Annotated in this window: 14 protein-coding genes; 3 read left to right on the top strand and 11 right to left on the bottom strand. The window is 54.4% G+C overall.

Annotated elements, in window-relative coordinates:
* Nucleotides 1–191: 191 nt before the first annotated feature.
* From HYD27_RS32555 to HYD27_RS16520, 9 genes are all read right to left on the bottom strand, one after another.
* Nucleotides 192–2,030: a fibronectin type III domain-containing protein gene (locus tag HYD27_RS32555; RefSeq protein ID WP_219216960.1), complete on the bottom strand. Its 1,839-nt coding sequence runs from the start codon at nucleotides 2,028–2,030 to the stop codon at nucleotides 192–194.
* 894 nt (nucleotides 2,031–2,924) lie between these two features.
* On the bottom strand, nucleotides 2,925–4,286 hold the full coding sequence (locus HYD27_RS16555) for a vWA domain-containing protein (protein WP_219216958.1): 1,362 nt from the start codon (nucleotides 4,284–4,286) through the stop codon (nucleotides 2,925–2,927).
* 276 nt (nucleotides 4,287–4,562) lie between these two features.
* Nucleotides 4,563–5,177: a 50S ribosomal protein L25 gene (locus HYD27_RS16550; RefSeq protein ID WP_219216955.1), complete on the bottom strand. Its 615-nt coding sequence runs from the start codon at nucleotides 5,175–5,177 to the stop codon at nucleotides 4,563–4,565.
* Nucleotides 5,178–5,351: 174 nt separating this feature from the next.
* Nucleotides 5,352–6,317 (bottom strand): ABC transporter ATP-binding protein, encoded by a 966-nt coding sequence (locus tag HYD27_RS16545; protein WP_219216952.1) that lies wholly within the window; start codon nucleotides 6,315–6,317, stop codon nucleotides 5,352–5,354.
* Nucleotides 6,310–7,293, bottom strand: a complete 984-nt coding sequence (locus tag HYD27_RS16540) for an ABC transporter ATP-binding protein (RefSeq protein WP_219216950.1) — start codon at nucleotides 7,291–7,293, stop codon at nucleotides 6,310–6,312. Before HYD27_RS16540 ends, HYD27_RS16545 begins: the two co-directional genes overlap by 8 nt.
* 14 nt (nucleotides 7,294–7,307) lie before the next feature.
* Nucleotides 7,308–8,234: an oligopeptide ABC transporter permease gene (opp4C, locus tag HYD27_RS16535; protein ID WP_219216949.1), complete on the bottom strand. Its 927-nt coding sequence runs from the start codon at nucleotides 8,232–8,234 to the stop codon at nucleotides 7,308–7,310.
* Between the two features lie 13 nt (nucleotides 8,235–8,247).
* The gene (locus HYD27_RS16530) at nucleotides 8,248–9,201 is read right to left on the bottom strand and encodes an ABC transporter permease (protein WP_219216947.1); all 954 of its coding nucleotides are present in this window, start codon (nucleotides 9,199–9,201) and stop codon (nucleotides 8,248–8,250) included.
* A gap of 69 nt (nucleotides 9,202–9,270) precedes the next feature.
* Complete coding sequence (locus HYD27_RS16525; protein WP_219216945.1) at nucleotides 9,271–11,031, bottom strand: ABC transporter substrate-binding protein; 1,761 nt, start codon at nucleotides 11,029–11,031, stop codon at nucleotides 9,271–9,273.
* 238 nt (nucleotides 11,032–11,269) lie between these two features.
* Nucleotides 11,270–12,178: an ArsR/SmtB family transcription factor gene (locus HYD27_RS16520; RefSeq protein ID WP_220101647.1), complete on the bottom strand. Its 909-nt coding sequence runs from the start codon at nucleotides 12,176–12,178 to the stop codon at nucleotides 11,270–11,272.
* A 209-nt stretch (nucleotides 12,179–12,387) separates the two neighbouring features.
* On the opposite strand from HYD27_RS16520, the gene HYD27_RS16515 reads away from it, so the two are divergent.
* From HYD27_RS16515 to HYD27_RS16505, 3 genes are all read left to right on the top strand, one after another.
* The gene (locus tag HYD27_RS16515) at nucleotides 12,388–12,669 is read left to right on the top strand and encodes a GNAT family N-acetyltransferase (RefSeq protein WP_219216941.1); all 282 of its coding nucleotides are present in this window, start codon (nucleotides 12,388–12,390) and stop codon (nucleotides 12,667–12,669) included.
* Nucleotides 12,670–12,775: 106 nt separating this feature from the next.
* Entirely contained in the window at nucleotides 12,776–13,627 is an 852-nt protein-coding gene (locus HYD27_RS16510) for a GNAT family N-acetyltransferase (protein ID WP_219216940.1), read from the top strand.
* Between the two features lie 191 nt (nucleotides 13,628–13,818).
* Entirely contained in the window at nucleotides 13,819–14,895 is a 1,077-nt protein-coding gene (locus HYD27_RS16505) for an SDR family oxidoreductase (RefSeq protein ID WP_219216938.1), read from the top strand.
* A gap of 116 nt (nucleotides 14,896–15,011) precedes the next feature.
* Here the strand turns inward: HYD27_RS16505 and HYD27_RS16500 are convergent, their stop codons facing one another.
* The gene (locus HYD27_RS16500) at nucleotides 15,012–15,380 is read right to left on the bottom strand and encodes a winged helix-turn-helix transcriptional regulator (protein WP_219216936.1); all 369 of its coding nucleotides are present in this window, start codon (nucleotides 15,378–15,380) and stop codon (nucleotides 15,012–15,014) included.
* Between the two features lie 79 nt (nucleotides 15,381–15,459).
* Nucleotides 15,460–16,239 (bottom strand): hypothetical protein, encoded by a 780-nt coding sequence (locus tag HYD27_RS16495; protein WP_219216933.1) that lies wholly within the window; start codon nucleotides 16,237–16,239, stop codon nucleotides 15,460–15,462.
* Between the last annotated feature and the right edge of the window lie 2 nt (nucleotides 16,240–16,241).

The following is a 16,241-nucleotide window of genomic DNA, read 5'->3' as shown; positions in this document are numbered from 1 at the left end:
CATGGTACTTTTAAGATTGCGTTTCCTGGTTTCCGCAGAGAAATAACCAACCGGGACCGGCAGTGCATGCGGTCCTTGAAATCCAATCCACCGCCAGCGGAACTCCGCCCTCAGGAGGATTTCCGCTCATTCTTCAAATCTATTGCTTGCTTACAAGCAGCTTGTCGTTCTGCTGAAATTCTCCTTCATGCCTAGTGGACGTAGGCATAATGAGGAGAATCATATTGCGGGCCGGTTTTCTCGTAGGTGAACCAATATTCGAGGCTGCTGCCGGCGCTGAGGCTGCTTACCGTCTGCTGCCAGGTTCCCGAGCTGTTGGTCATGCGGTAATTCAGCTGTGCTCCCCCGTTCACTTTATAATGAACATCCACGTACAGGGCTGCAGTTGCCGGAGTAATATAGATGCTGGCTTCAGCGGCTGACAGCCTGACGGCGCCTGCGGTAAAATCGGCGGTCACATGCTCGCCGCCGCTGCCAGTGCTGTCTGTGGTTACCGTAACTGCGCTGCTGGCAGCGGACAGATTGCCTGCCGCATCTGTTGCTCTGACTGTAAAGGTGTAAGCCGTAGCCGCAGTCAGGCCGCTTACCGTTGCCGCAGTTCCTGTAACTGAAGCCGCCTGTGTACCGCCGCGATAGACATAGTACCCGGTAACGGCGGTGTTGTCCGCAGATGGAGACCAGCTCAGGCTGACTGTTGTATCTGTTTTGCCGGTTACTGTAAGGCCCGCCGGTGCAGTGGGAGCCGCCGTATCCCCAGGCGTGCTGCCTCCGGTCAGATATTGGCCGGTGAACGGATTAAACCGGTGCAGCGAGAGAATCAGCCAGCCGGTGCTGGAGACACAGTTCTGCTGGGCCATTACCCAGTAGCTGTTGCTCGTACCCTTGAGGGAGTACGGAATGCCGCCCAGGGAGGCGCCGCTTGTGCCTTGTTTTTTAATAATCTCCGCATTAATGGCATCCGCCTTGGCAGTGTTGCCCTGCAAATAATAGGCCAGCGACATAAAAGCAGTTCCCTCCAGCCAGACATCCGCGCCCGTGCTGCCAATCTGGTTGCCGTTGTCGTCATAGGCCGGCAGCACCTCATCCGTCCAGTCAAAGTCATAGCCGGTCAGCGTATTGCCGGCATCGTTATACGTAAGCGTCTGCTTGTAGCGCGGATTCGCCAGAGTTCCCGGAATACCGGAGGCGTTCTCTACGTAAGCCAGGCTCGCACCGTAATTACGGGTTCCGCTCAGCCCCAGCGCAAGCACGCCCCAGGGATTCACATCAAGCGGAATTTTCGGATCAATCAGGTTTGTATTATTTTTCCAGCCGCCCTTGAAGCGTTTGGCGCTGTCATCCCACACGACATTGTCGAGGAAGCTCTTAACACCCGTTGCCGCTGCCGTATACGCCGCAGTCCTGGCCGAGTCTACAGAAGCAAAGTACTGCAGCACGCGGTACAAATCAATATTATGCTCTGTCGAGCTCCACGGCTCATCCGAATTGCTCCAGGCGCTCCAGCCTCCGGCAATGCCGCCGTTCGCTTTTTTGTACGTGAGGCACCAATCCAGCGCCTTCAATGCCATCGGACGGTAACGCGTATCGTTGTACTGTTTCTCATAAGCCATTGCCGCCATCGCCATCCAGGATACCGGCCCCACATGCTTGCGGATTTCCTCGCCATAGCCGTTGTTATACCAGTATGAATTCAGCCAGTACCCCGAAGGGTCCTGAATATCGCGCATTTTGTTCAACACCTTCTCGGCCCGTGTGCGCTCCCCCTTGACAATGAATGCGATAGCCGCAACGGCCTGGTCATACGTATACACAATCTGCCTGGGATCGTTCGGACCCCAGAAATCCTCAAAGCTGTCAACCAATCCGTCAAAAGCATACCCGGCCGTGGCATCCTGCTGGACCTCCAGCCAGGTCAACGCCCGGTTCGAAGCATCGCTTGCTGCATCCGCATGGACATTTCCCGCCGCAGGCAGCACTGCTCCCAGAATCAGCATCGTTGTCATAATGAAGTGAAACAGCTTCTTCTTCATGCCTCTTTCCTCCTAAAAGTATTGTGGGCATCACATCCAGCTCCGGCTTCGTACAAAGCCTGCATCGGAAGCGTGGGCCATGTTCACTGAGCACTGGCATAAGTAACTATGCCTCCAGCCTAACGCGCTTCGTGGGCATACCTTCATTTTGTCAGCATTCTTTCAGTATTAAGCTCCGTACATAACACGCTTCGTAAGCATAAAGACGACATACGAAATAAACGCTTGCGGATCATTCCCCTTTCTGAACTAAAGCGTTTTCATTAGACGTCCATGCAGTTTTTTCTTGCCGATACCATGGTATTACCCTCATTCTCAGCCGTGGTAGCGCTTCCGTCAACCTTTTTTTGGAAATTTTCTACTAAATGAGGCGAAACTCCCTGTATTCTCTTTTATTCGACAGCCGAAACACTTGTTTGAGTTTCTGAACTTTCATATTCACGAAGCATCCTGATCAATTGTATATAGTGTGCAGCAGCTACAGAGCTTGCGATTTCAAGGGTACTTCACGTGAGTAAAGGGACATGAGGATTACGGTTATCTGAACGTCGTCGGTAAGCCCAAGCGGAAAAAGTAAACTTAAATCTTCCCCCAATCCCTTTTGCGCAAGCGTTAGCGGGAAAAAGGATAACTAATCCGTCCGATTCTCCTCCTTTCAGGGGAATACGCGTCGATTAAGTTTACTTTTTCCCACTATTCTCTCTGCCGCCAGCTTCTTCTGTCCAATTAAGTTCACTAATTAATTCCACTTCACCCCATGCCAGATTGCAGCGCTGCCGGTTAGCCCCCCTGGCGCTTCCTCCTGCAAGGCAGAACCCGCAGTTTGGGAATCTTTTTAAAAAAACAGGCGGCCGATTCCGGCACTCCTGAGCTTCAGCTTATCCTAAGTATACATCAGCTTCGGACAATTCCCTTTTCCCTGGCTTCGTGCAGCCATTTGGGGAACTCGTTGAACAAGCGGTCATACAAATCTTCGTCGCTGACCTCGTCCGGATCATCCAAGGCAAAAAAATCCGCGTTATCCACATAGCGCCCCCGCAGATCGTCCAATTCCCGCAGCACCCCGTAGTCCGCATTGCCAAGTCCGACAAATTGCCAGAAGATATTGTGCCTGGAGCTGTCAATCAGGAGCTTCGAAATCTTGGACGTTTCGTAAATTCCGCCGTCACTGAAGAATACGATATACGCCGGGAGGCCGCCCGGAGCTTCCTTCGTATATTTCTTGATAATGTCCGCCATGACCACAGGCTCATTGTTGCCGACCCCAAGGCCCCCGAACATACGCGGTCCGGGATAAGTTCGCTTCACATAGTTCGCATAGCCGGTTTCGCCCACGCTGGGCATCCGCTTGCTTTTGGTCGCAAAAAACCAGACATCCAGCATACAATCGTCATCCATGCTGGCCGCCACCGCAAGTATCCGTTCAAACGCACGCTGGACCACTCCCTTTTGATAAAGCGCTGTCATAGACCCGGAGGCGTCGAAGACAACGGCCACCCGTGCTTTTTCCCGGTCAATATTCTTTTTGCGCAGTGAAATATTGACCTTTTGCTTAAGCAGGTCGATTGGAGTCGGGTTAAGTGCAGGCGGCGTTGGCTGTGATGGCGGCGCAGGCGGTACAGCAACCGGGTCCGCCGCCGCTTCCGCGAAGCCCGGTGCCAGCCCGGCTTTTGCCGCAGCGCTGCCGGCGGCGGAAGTGCCCGGAGTGCCGGCGCAGGCGGCTTCCGCTGCATCCCCCACCTCCACGCCATGGGCTTCGGCCAGCGGCTTCAGTCCGCCGTGAAATCCGCGGCCGACGGCCCGCAGCTTGAAGCCCTGCCCGTAACGGTACAGCTCGGCGAGAACCAGCGAGGTTTCGGCGTTGCTCTCCGTAATCGTATATACCAGCTCGGTGTTTCCCGCCGCCGCACTGATCTTGCAGCTTCTGACATCGGCAAAGGTTCCCGGTCCGTCGAGAGTTGCCGCGAACACACATTTTTCAATGCCGGAAGACTGTAAGGCCTGCAGGTCAATTACAAACTCACCGCTGTATTTATCGATCGGCTCAAACCGCACGGCCCGCTTCGGATCGGCCGGCTGATTGTAGAATATGAAATAATCATCCGCAGGAACCCTGCCGTCCGCCCCCACCATAAAACAGCTGAGATCCAGCTCCGCCGGGGAGATGTTGCAGGATATTTTTATCCGGGTATTCGTTGAAGCCTCATCCAGTTTGGCATTCGAACCGCTGGTCAGATTCACTACTGTTCCATCCATATGCCAGTTCTCCTTTACTCTCCTAAATTAAGAGTTACCAATCTTTCCGTCCTGTTGCCTGCAAAAAAGCAGACAGCTCCTTGGCAAAAGGATGTGTCTGCTCCCGTTAGCTACGCATATGTGTACCTCTGTACAGAAATAACGCTGCCTGAACGGAGGACAATGTTATGAAAGCCTCAAGTTGGGCGAAGCCGGACCCAAGGAATTTCTCCAGAATTTCATTGCTTCAAGTGCCGCGTAAGAGCGGCATAGGTGTCCGCTGGAGATAGCCAAGGCTTATTCCTCAGTCTTGTCTCCTTCGGAGGCTTCGGCAGCTGCCGGTGCGTCCGTTTCAGTATCCGCCGGCTCTTCCAGTGTCACCGGAGGCGCAATCCGCACGATCAGCGTGTCCTCGGGGGTCAACACTTCCCAGCCTTCATGCTTCGGCAGATCCGAGACCAGCAGTTGGTCCCCGATGTCGAGGCCGCTGATATCCACTTCAAAGGTAGCAGTCAGCTTGTCCGGCAAAGTGCGGATATCCAGCTCATAGAGCTCAACCTGCTGAATCCCGCCGCTCTTCACGCCTACAGGGTCTCCAATGAAATGGAACGCAACCTTGGTGTCCAGTTCGGCCTTCATGTCAATCTGGTGAAGATCCACATGCAGCAGCTTGCGGGACAACGGCTGGCGCTGCACCTCTTGAATCACCACATTTTTGAAGCCTGAGCCGGGAAGCTCCACCTTGAGGATGGCCCGGGGGTTTTTGCCTAAGATTTCGTTCAATGTCTTCGCATCCGCTGTAAAGGACTGGCTATCTGAACCTGCACCGTAGACGACAACCGGTACAAAGCCTTTGCTCCGCTGTGAAGAAGTCGAGCCGGATCTTTCAGTCAAACGTACTGTGGTATTCATGATATTCCTCCTAAAAGTTTTTTGAGCGAACTGCATTGAAACAAGACCAATTAGAGTTGCAGGTCTAATTAGTCTCTTATTAACCATTTTTGCCTACAGTGAAATCAGTATAGCACTGCGGATAAAGTAAGTCAAAATAGGGTAATATTCAATTTTAATCCATATTTATATCAGCTAAACCAAATGGCAAGCGACAAAATGTCCGCCTCCGGCGTCCCGAAAAACGGGGATTTGCGCCTTGCAGGCCTCTACGGCAAACGGGCAGCGGGTATGAAATTTGCAGCCGGAGGGCGGATTCACCGGGCTTGGAATATCCCCCTTCAGCACAATCCGTTCCCGTTTCAGCTTCGGGATAGGTACAGGCACCGCAGAGAGCAGCGCCTTGGTATAGGGATGCAGCGGGCTGTGGAACAGCTCGTCCCGGGAAGCGGTCTCGACCATCGATCCGAGGTACATTACGCCGATCCGGGAGCATAAATGCTCAACTACGCTAAGATCATGGGAAATGAATAAATAGGCCAGTCCCTTGCTTTGCTGCAGCTTGCTGAACAGATTGATGATCTGGGCCTGAATTGACACATCCAGCGCCGAAACCGGCTCGTCGGCAATGATCAGATCCGGGTTCAGAATCAGTGCCCGGGCGATTCCGATCCGCTGGCGCTGCCCGCCGGAGAATTCATGCGGGAAGCGGTCAATGTGATAGGAGGACAAGCCGCAGGCTTCCAAAGAATCCATAACCAGCGCACGCACCTCCGCCTTGGTGCACAAGCCATGATCCAGCAGCGCTTCACCGATGGCATCCCCCACCCGCACACGCGGATTCAATGCACTGTAGGGGTCCTGGAAAATCAGCTGCAGCTGCGGCCGAATCCGGCGTAGCCCGGCAGCCGGGAGACTGTGGATATCCACCCCTTTGAACTTGACCTCACCGGCTGTTTTTTCGGTCAGGCGCAGAATTGTCCGGCCCACCGTGCTTTTGCCGCTGCCCGATTCTCCGACCAGCCCAAAGGTTTCGCCCGGCTGGAGCGTGAAGCTGATGTCGTCCACGGCCTTCACATGTCCGGTCGTGCGGTTTAGCAGCCCCTCCGTCACCGGGAAATATTTCTTTAGATGATTCACCTCAAGCAGCGCCTCAGGCATGGATTTCCGCCTCCTCGTACAGCCAGCAGGCCGCCTTTTGTCCACCGCCCAGCTCCTTAAGCTGCGGCTGGCGGCTGCGGCAGACCGGCATACAATGCCCGCAGCGGTCATGGAAATAACATGAGGGCGCAAGCGCAAGCGGATTCGGCACCTGGCCCGGAATGGAATACAGCTCCTCCAGGCGCTGGCCAGCCACCGGCTTGGATTTCAGCAGCCCCCTCGTATAGGGATGCCTGGGATTGTTGAACAGCTTCACGACTTCGCCCTCTTCCACGATTTTGCCGGAATACATCACAATCACGTAATCGGCCATCTCAGCCACAACGCCTAGATCATGGGTAATCAGCAAAATGGACATCCCCTTGCTCTCTTTGAAATCCCGCAGCATGTCGAGAATCTGCGCCTGGATGGTCACATCGAGCGCAGTGGTCGGCTCGTCTGCAATCAGCAGCTTCGGACTGCAGGAGATGGCAACGGCTATCATAATCCGCTGCAGCATCCCCCCGCTTAATTCATGGGGATAGCTCCCGGCGATCTGCTCAGGGCGTGAAATGCCCACCTGCCTGATCAATTCAATAGCCCGCAGCCGCGCTTCCTTCTTTTTCATTTTCAGATGCACCACCAGCGGCTCCATAATCTGCTCACCGATCTTCATTACGGGATTCAGCGACGACATCGGCTCCTGAAAAATCATGGCGATTTCATTGCCGCGGATACTCCGCAGCGTGTTTTTGTCCAGCTCCAGCAAATTCTCTCCCTGAAAGCCGATTTGTCCGCCGGCCACCCTTCCCCCAGGCTCCTCAACCAGTCCCATAATCGACATCGCGGTTACACTCTTGCCGCAGCCGGATTCTCCGACAATGCAGACCGTCTCGCCTTCACGGACCTGAAAGCTGACCTGATCTACAGCGGCCACTTTCCCTTCTTCTGTGTTGAAAACGGTGCTGAGACCTTCAATACTCATTAATGGCTTCATCAGCTGCTGGGCACCTACCTCTTCTGTTTGGGATCAAGCACATCTCTGAGGCCGTCACCGAATATATTGATGGCAATTACTGTGGCAAAAATGGACAAGCCCGGGGGGATCCACAGCCACGGATGATCCTGAAAATCAATCATATTGTTCGCCGCGTCGATCATATTGCCCCAGGTCGGCGTAGGCGGCATTACCCCCAGCCCGAAAAAGCTGAGCACCGATTCGCTGAGAATCGCTCCGCCGATGTTCAGCGTAGCCATCACAATCAGCAGCGGGACCACATTCGGCAGCAGATGATGGAACAGCTTCCGGCGGTCGCGCAGGCCCAGCACCGCCGCAGCCTGCATGAATTCCCGTTCGCGCAGGCTGAGCATCTGCCCCCGCACCATCCGCGCAAGTCCCGGCCAGTTCACAATGCTGAGCATCAGCATAACGAGATACATCCGGTAATCCGTCGGAACCTTCCATTCCGAGAGCAGCGCCCCGAAGATAAAGAGCAGCGGCAGGCTGGGGATCGTCATAAGCAGATCAGCGGTCCGCATAATCACCTGATCGGCAATCCCCCGGTAATAGCCCGCTGCCGCTCCGAGGAGAGCGCCGATAAATACGGACAGCAGCATCGAGGCAAGCCCTACGGTCAGCGAAATGCGTCCGGCCTGCATCACACGGGTCAGAATATCCCGGCCCAGCGCATCCGTGCCCAGAAAGTGGTGCAGACTTGGCGCTTTGTTCATAATTGCCATATTGATTTTGTTATCCGTATAAGGCGAAAAGAACGGGCCGATAAAACATAAAGCAAACATAAACACAACTACTCCAAAGCCTGCGACCGCCAGCTTGTTCCTCATCAGCTTCCTCAGAGATTGTCTGAACAGCGAGGATTTCGGCGGCCTTCCGGCTTCAAGCTTCCTGAGTCCGGTTAAGCTGCTGTTAGCTGCCACAACAGATCCCCTCCTACAACCGGACACGCGGATCGGCAACCCGGTACAAAATGTCCGAGAGCAGCGTTCCGATGACGGTCAGAATGGCAATAAACATCGTAAAGCCCATGAGCAGCGGATAATCCCGCAGCCCGAAGGACTTCATATACAGCTGTCCGATCCCCGGCCAGTTGAAGATTTGCTCGATAATCAGCGAGCCGCCGAACAGCGCCGGAAGCTCGAAGCCAACCAGCGTAATCGCCGGCAGCAGCGCATTCCGCAGCGCATGGGTGAACAGCACCTTCCGCTCCTTCAGGCCTTTGGCCCGCGCTGTGCGGATGTAATCCTGCTTCAGCACATCAATCATATTGCTGCGGAAATAACGGGTTAAGGAGCCCAGCCCGAGCAGGGTCATCACCACAACCGGAAGCGCCATATGCCGCACCACTTCCCTCAGATAGGCCAGCCCGGCGGCATTGCTGCCCGTTGTAATCATCCCGCCCGGCGGAAGCCACTTCAAATCGACAGCGAGAATCTTGATCAGAAATAAGCCGATAAAAAAGGACGGCAGCGACATGGCGGCAAAAATGGCCACCATAACCAGCGTATCGAACCAGGAGTACTGCCTATAGGCCGAGATTACGCCGGTGATGACCGCGATCACCCACGTCAGAAAGGTGGACACGGCGGCCAGCAAAAAAGAATTCCAGATATAATCGTTGAACAGCTGAAGCACCGGCTTCTGCTGGGCAAGCGAATACCCGAAATCCCCGTGAAAGGCATTGTTCATCCAGAGGCCGTAGCGCTCAAGCACCGGCTTGTTCAGGCCGTAGATTTCCCGCAGCTCCGCTTTGCGTTCTGCCGTGAGCTTGATATTGCCCGTTATAAAATCCCCGGGCGTCGATGCGTACAGGCAGAAGATCAGCAGCGAAGCGGCAAACAGAATGATGAGCATGTACAGCAGTCTTTTCGTCAGATAGGTACTCATGGCCCGCTCCTTATGGATCGTCCCCTGCCCGTGCAGCATAAGCAGGGGACGGTGTAATGGCTTAGCGAATTATTTCAGCGTCCACTCCGGCAAGCTTCCGGCAAGCCCGATGTACGGGCTGACCGTTACATTCTGGATACGGCCGTTGTAGGCGTACACGGTTTTTTTGTAGCTGGTGAACAGAATCGGGAGCTCATCATTGAAAAGCTGGTACAGCTCCTTATAAACTGCCTTGCGCTGATCAATATCGGTGGTGGCGAGCGCCTTGTTGTACAGCTCAAGGAATTCCGGATTGTCGTAATCATTGATTTCCCCGTTGAAGAATTGCATGAAACCTTCGGCCGGATCGGTCAGCATACTGGTGGAAAAGGATACGAGATCGTAATCCCCGCCTTCCACCTTGGAAACCAGCGAGTTAAAGTCTGCGAACACTTCGGGCTGGAAATCAATGCCGAGCGCTTCGAAATTCTCCTTGGCTACTGCAATGAAAATATCGGTGTTCTTGCTCTTGGAGCCAAGATAATGGATCGACAGCGGTTTGCCGTTCTTTTCGCGTATTCCACCCGCACCGGCGGTCCAGCCGGCTTCATCCAGGAGCTGCTTGGCTTTTTCCGGATCATATTTGTAAGGGTTGATGCCTTCTTCGGTATAGGCCCAGGAGATCGGCGAAGCCGGAATGTTGGCAACGGAGCCCGCCCCCTGCGCCGCATCCACATAAATGCTCTGGCGGTCCAGCCCGTACATGATTGCCTGTCTTACCAGCTTATCCTTAAGCTGCTCATGCTTCAGGTTAACCTGCATATAGCCGTAGGTGCTTGGGGTATAAGGAATAATGTTGACAAATCCGAGTGCTTTCAGCTTCTCGATATTTTCATCCGTCGCACTGAAGGAAGCGTAATCGACTTCTCCGGTTTCCACGAACTGCCACACGTCGCCTTCGGAGGTTTTGTAGATGAAATGCTCCGTTTTCGGCTTGCCCTTGAAATAATTCTCATTGGCAATGAGACGAACCTCCTGTCCCGGAAGGAATTTCTCCAGCTTGTAAGGCCCGTCACCCAGCGGTTTCTCATGCAGCTTTTTGATGTATTCCAGATTTCCGAACTTGTAGTCCCTGCCGTAGTAAGCCTTCGAGAGCACATTCGAGCCGAGTGTCACCAGTGCGGTCGCATTGGGCTTCTCCAGTGTCACTGAAATTGTCTGCGGATCGATGACCTTGATGCCTTCGACTGTTGCGGCCGTGCCTTCTTTGTAGGCCTTGCCCCCCGCCACATTCAGGGAAGGCAGTGAAGAGCCGCCGTCATAGGCTTTGTCGTATTGCAGCGTCCAGGTAAAAGCCACATCGTCCGCCGTAAGCGGCGAGCCGTCGCTGAACTTCAAATCTTTCCGCAAATGGAAGGTGTATGTAAGCTGATCCTCAGATACATCCCAGCTCTCGGCCAGCTCCGGCGTTGGAACGCCCTTGTCATCCACGGTTACCAGGGAAGCATACAGCAGGGAAGACACGTTGCCGTCATAGCCGCTCTCCTGGAAATAAGGCGTAAATGCGCCGCTCGGGTCCGTAAGTCCGACGATGATCGTATCCGTGCGGTTCCGGGCCACAGCCGGAAGCTTGGTCAAATCGGTTGCCGTAAAAGGTTCGCTCAGCGCGCCCGCTGGCACTGGTGCGGGGGATGACGGCGCTTCGGCTCCCGCCGCAGCATTTGCACCGGCTGATGCCGTTGCCGGATTATTCCCGGAGGCTGAAGGGGTGCCGCCATTGTCGGAGCAGGCCGCAAGCAGCATTGAACCGGCAAGCAGCAGTGTTGACCATGCAAGGGTGCTTTTTCTCATAAAAATCATCTCTCTTCTCTTCAAAATTATAATACTTATAATTCCTACCCACTAAGTGTGATTAAGACCGATAGTTCACATTATAGGAAAACATTATTGTTCTGTAAAGAGAGAACTTAAAAAAAATTCTCCATAAACAGAATTTAATCCCTGAATTCGCAAATCAAAAAGCCAAAGCCCTCTCTTAAAGAAGAGTAAGCTTTGGCTTAGATTTCTGCCGTCCGGAATAACATCGCTCTTATTTCAAATATTCAAACAGCTGCTCATTCATCCGGTGAATGCCTTCAAGGCGCAGGCTGTAGGAGGTAACGTTCTCCCCTTCGATGTAAGCATGAAGCAGGCCCGCACAGCGGAGATTGAAGATATGGTCATGCACAATCCCTTTGGATATCCCGGCCTGCCTGGCGATTTCGGTAAAGGTTTTGCGTCCGCCGCCAAGCGACTGCAGTATTTTCAGACGGCTTTTTTCCCCGAGGCTGCGGAGGGCTCTGTACATAAAAGGCGATATTTCTTCGTCCGTAACCGAAACTCTCGCCGCATAATGGCAAAGGGTCAGCGGACCGAAGCTGTAAATAATATTGGCAGGCTGAAAATGAAACTGCGGAATCAGCACCAGCTTGCGCAGTCCATCCACCGGCATGAAATAAAATCCGTTGGTTGTCCTGTTTACAAAATCGGAAACCGGACCCTTGCCCAGCTCAAGTCTCCGCTCGTCCGCATGCTGCCGCAGTCTGCTGTTGACCGCAGGATCGCTGGCACTGAAATATTGCCGGTTCCACTCGGACAGCAGAAAGTGCATCCGGCTGCGGAATTGTTCCATTTGCACCGGGAACACGCTGACGTATTCCGCAAGCGTCTCGTACATTTCTCCAACCTGCAAGTGCTCCAGCCAGTCCAGCACACTGTCTACACTGCCCTTTTCCGGACACTGGTAGATCAGCAGGTTCAGCAGCTTCCAGTCATTGCCGAGCTCCGTCTCCTCCAGAGCGGACAGCAGCTCCGGGCTAAGCGTGCCCGCCACTTCAGCGGACCAGGATGCGCCCAGGTCCATCTTCTTATTGGATTTTTTGCATATAAACGTATGTATGCTGCTCACTAATTCATAAACCGGCTCAAACTGAACCTCAACCTCATAATCCACGGCCATTCCCCCTGATGCGGCTTCTACTCAGCACAGCGTTAGTGTCTTAATCTTAGGGCATTTTACGGAGTATGCGCAAGTTAATAAAGGCCATCTTACTCATTGTGTAACAAGTATGGATCAATTTTGCCGGCAGGGGGCATTCTCCCCTTCTCGCTTTTTCCAGATCAGGGTAGTAAAATAAAGGCAATATAACTCGGATTGGAGTGAAGAATATGGGACAGATTGAACAGGGGGAAGGACGCTTTTATATTGCCGGTGACGGTAAGGACCTGGCCGAGATTACATACAGGACGGATGAGGCAACGGGAGCATGGGTGATTGACCATACCTTTGTCTCGGAAGATCTGCGCGGCCAGGGTGCAGGAGAGAGGCTGGTGAAGGCGGTTGTGGACAAGGCGCGTGCAGAGCAGGTAAAGCTTGTGCCCCAGTGTCCCTATGCCGCACATCAGTTCAAAAAGCATGCGGAATACGGGGATGTGCTCAGCGGCAGCTGAATCAGGTCTTCGGGGCCCTAACAGACTAAGCCCATGCTTCCACAGCCGCTGTGCGCGGAGATTATAGAGGAAGATGCGCTTTAGTAACTTTCAGGAGGCTATGCGTTTGACTACAGCGGAAACATTGAAGGATATAGAGGAATTGCAGCAGCGCTGCGAGCAATACGAAGGAATCAGCCTGAAGCTCAACTGGGACATGCTGCGCCTGCCACCGGCATCCGGCGGAGCCGAATGGCTGGTAACCTATGAGGAGGATATTCTGGTAGGTTTTATTGGGCTGTACGGATTTGGCAGCGATATGGAAGCCTGCGGAATGGTGCGTCCGGGCTACCGGCGCAGAGGCATATTCACCTCGCTGTGGCAGCGCGCGCAGAGCATTATCCGGCGCAACCCTGTCAGCACGCTGCTGCTGAATGCTCCTGCCAGCTCGGTCTCGGCAACAGGCTTTTTGAAGACCTTGCCGGTGGCATTCAACCATGCGGAATACCAGATGAAATGGGACGGCGCTTCTGCATCGCAAGGCTCGGTTGAAGCCAGCTCAGCCGCAGGAGCCGTAGTGCTGCGGCCCGCGCGCCAGGATGAGGCCGATATTCTTGTCGAGCTGGACCGCGGAGGGTTTGGCATGTCCCGGGAGGACGCCGCTGAGGTCTATGCGCAGCATTTGAACGATAATCAGCAGGAACAGATCATGATAGAGATGAACGGGCAGCCCGCCGGCAAGATGCGGCTGTGGACCGAGGATAACGAAACCTGGATCTACGGGTTTACGGTGGACAAGAAGCTGCGCGGCCTGGGCATCGGCAGAAGCGCGCTTTTGCAGGCGATTGAACGGGAGCGGCGCAATTACAACGGGGTGAACCTGGAGGTTGCGCTTGACAATCCCAACGCGCTGAAGCTGTATGAAAGCTGCGGGTTTGTTATTTTGAACAAGCAGGATTATTACCGCTATACCGGCTAGGCTGCCCTTGCACCTGTACAGCACTCTTTTTTTGGCCGTCAGCGCCTTATAAAGGGTGCTTTTTGGTATGGCCAGAGAAGCCAATGTTACCTCCAGGTGCCTATATAACCGCAAAGTGCGTACTGTTCACCTTCTGGCGCAGCAGACATAATGATGGCATACCTTACTAAGTCAAAGGAGAGAAGCTGCTGATGAATTCAAAGCCAAAGGATGCTGCACAGCGTAAAACCGCATTGGTTGTTGGAGCGAATGGGGTGATCGGGCGCAATCTGATCGAATACCTTGTTGCGCTGCCGGAATGGGACATTATCGGAATATCACGCCGGGGCGGTGAAAATACAAGCCGTGTCCGCTATATAGCCGCCGATCTGCTGAACCCTGGGGACCTAAGCCCGAAGCTGGGCAGCCTGGCACAGGTAACACATATCTTCTATGCCGCCTATCAGGACCGCCCTACCTGGGCGGAGCTGGTCCCTCCTAATCTGGCTATGCTTGTGAACGCCGTAGAAGCCGTTGAACCCATAGCCCACAATCTGCAGCATATCAGCCTGATGCAGGGCTATAAAGTCTACGGTGCTCATCTGGGGCCCTTCAAGACCCCTGCCCGGGAGACGGATGCCGATCATATGCCGCCGGAATTCAATATCGACCAGCAGAAATTTCTGGAGCAGCGGCAGCCGGGGAAATCCTGGACCTGGTCTGCGCTCCGCCCCTCAGTGGTTTGCGGCTTCGCCCTTGGCAATCCGATGAACCTCGCTATGGTCATTGCCGTCTATGCCTCTATTTCGAAGGAGCTGGAACTTCCGCTGCGTTTTCCGGGCAAGCCTGGGGCCTACCGCAGTCTGCTGGAAATGACGGATGCCGGCCTGCTGGCCCAGGCAACCGTATGGGCGGCAACCGACAGCCGCTGTGCCAATCAGGCGTTCAACATTACGAACGGCGATCTGTTCCGGTGGGACGAGCTCTGGCCGAAGCTAGCCGCTTTTTTCGGGCTGGAAGCAGCTCCGCCGCTGCCCATGTCACTATCGGCAGTCATGGAGGATAAGGAGCCGCTATGGAACCGGATGGTGGAAAAATACGGGCTGGAACGGAACAGCTACAAGGCTGTTTCCTCCTGGGGCTTCGGGGACTTTGTATTTTCCTGGGATTATGACTTTTTCGCCGACGGCAGCAAGGCCCGGAGGCTCGGATTCCATGAGTTCATCGATACGGAAGCGATGTTTATGCGCATCTTTGCAGACCTCCGCAGCCGCAAGGTAATCCCGTAATCTTCAAAATCAGCCCCATTTGATGAATGCCGGACCGGATTCCAATACTTCACCGGACCATTCTCCGGGCACGGGCTGCAGTAAAAGCCGGACCCTGAGCCCAGGGTCCGGCTTATTTATTCTTCCGTCTGCGGCTGGGCCAGCACGGCGGCTTGATTCCCATACACCCGCTCAATATGGGAGTCTCCCCATTTGCACATCAGATGCAGAATTTCTTTGAGGCTCCAGCCGTAATCGGTCAGCTCATATTCCACTTTGGGCGGAACTACATTGTACACTGTCCTTTTGACAACGCCGTCCTCTTCCAGCTCCCGAAGCTGCTCCGTCAGCACCTTCTGGGTGATGACAGGCATCAGGCTCATGAACTCGCCGTTTCGCTTCTTGCCAAAGGTAAGAAAGAACAGGATCACCGGCTTCCACTTGCCGCCGATTACCTCAAGTGTGGCTTCCACAGCGGTGTTATAGGTTTTGACTGGTTCCGGCATGGCTTCGAACACCCCCTGCCCTTAACCATATCGCCTTGGCAGCCTGTTTGCAAGCTCAGAAGTCCACGCAGACAGCCGCTCACATCAAGCCGTACCCCCGGTGAGCAAGCTCGTCCTGGTCGTTCCTGCGCTCTCCGTACTTCTGCAAGCGTGCAGACGACTCTTCCCGCCCCAGGAACACGGACAGCAGCCGCACATAATCCAGCGATTCGGTGAGCGGAATCCCCGCTCCGTCAAAAATGGCTTTGCGCCCGTCCAGAAGAGAGTAAACCTCCACCGTTTCCGCCGGCATTCCATATGCCTGATGGCAAAACACATTGGCCATATGCAGAAATCCTGTGATGACCTCTTCATTTCCATTCACCATAAATTTCTGTATGCTGAGGCAGCGTCCCGGAACCGCCGAATTCCAGGCCAGCTGAAAAATCATCGCCAGCTCGATATCAAGCACAGGCACCGGCACATGCCACTGCTCATAGAGCAGCACCGGAACCTCCTGCATATGATTGACGCTAACCATCCGCATCAGCTCATCGGCAATGGCCGTCTTGACCTCCCAATAGTGCATCAGCGAAGGAAAAGCATCCCCCTTGGGCGGCCAGCGGCGCTCCAGCAGGAACTGGACCGGCGTTTCCCGGCGCACCTCGGGCTGCAAACTGTAGAAGTCATTCAGCGTATGTCCTATTGCATACTGGACCTGCTGCCTCCAGCGCGGAAGCCCGGTGACAGGCGCTCCGCTGCCTGGAGACTCTGCGCCGCCCAGCATGATATGCTCCATGCGGAAATCATTCAGCCGGCTGTATTGCACCGCCGAGGCTTCCCTCTTCCCCGCTGTACGGCTTCCTGCCGTGCCGCCCATCC

Source organism: Paenibacillus sp. S150 (assembly GCF_019352175.1).
Taxonomy (GTDB): Bacteria; Bacillota; Bacilli; order Paenibacillales; family Paenibacillaceae; genus Paenibacillus_AQ.
Note: the sequence above shows the minus strand (reverse complement) of the source record. Positions and strands in the feature narration are given on the sequence as shown.

What these genes read in the sequence shown, in the direction of transcription:
- HYD27_RS32555 (WP_219216960.1), bottom strand. Translation starts at nt 2,030, where the DNA reads ATGAAGAAGAAGCTGTTTCACTTCATTATGACAACGATGCTGATTCTG.
- HYD27_RS16555 (WP_219216958.1), bottom strand. Translation starts at nt 4,286, where the DNA reads ATGGATGGAACAGTAGTGAATCTGACCAGCGGTTCGAATGCCAAACTG.
- HYD27_RS16550 (WP_219216955.1), bottom strand. Translation starts at nt 5,177, where the DNA reads ATGAATACCACAGTACGTTTGACTGAAAGATCCGGCTCGACTTCTTCA.
- HYD27_RS16545 (WP_219216952.1), bottom strand. Translation starts at nt 6,317, where the DNA reads ATGCCTGAGGCGCTGCTTGAGGTGAATCATCTAAAGAAATATTTCCCG.
- HYD27_RS16540 (WP_219216950.1), bottom strand. Translation starts at nt 7,293, where the DNA reads ATGAAGCCATTAATGAGTATTGAAGGTCTCAGCACCGTTTTCAACACA.
- HYD27_RS16530 (WP_219216947.1), bottom strand. Translation starts at nt 9,201, where the DNA reads ATGAGTACCTATCTGACGAAAAGACTGCTGTACATGCTCATCATTCTG.
- HYD27_RS16525 (WP_219216945.1), bottom strand. Translation starts at nt 11,031, where the DNA reads ATGAGAAAAAGCACCCTTGCATGGTCAACACTGCTGCTTGCCGGTTCA.
- HYD27_RS16520 (WP_220101647.1), bottom strand. Translation starts at nt 12,178, where the DNA reads ATGGCCGTGGATTATGAGGTTGAGGTTCAGTTTGAGCCGGTTTATGAA.
- HYD27_RS16515 (WP_219216941.1), top strand. Translation starts at nt 12,388, where the DNA reads ATGGGACAGATTGAACAGGGGGAAGGACGCTTTTATATTGCCGGTGAC.
- HYD27_RS16505 (WP_219216938.1), top strand. Translation starts at nt 13,819, where the DNA reads ATGAATTCAAAGCCAAAGGATGCTGCACAGCGTAAAACCGCATTGGTT.
- HYD27_RS16500 (WP_219216936.1), bottom strand. Translation starts at nt 15,380, where the DNA reads ATGCCGGAACCAGTCAAAACCTATAACACCGCTGTGGAAGCCACACTT.
- HYD27_RS16495 (WP_219216933.1), bottom strand. Translation starts at nt 16,239, where the DNA reads ATGGGCGGCACGGCAGGAAGCCGTACAGCGGGGAAGAGGGAAGCCTCG.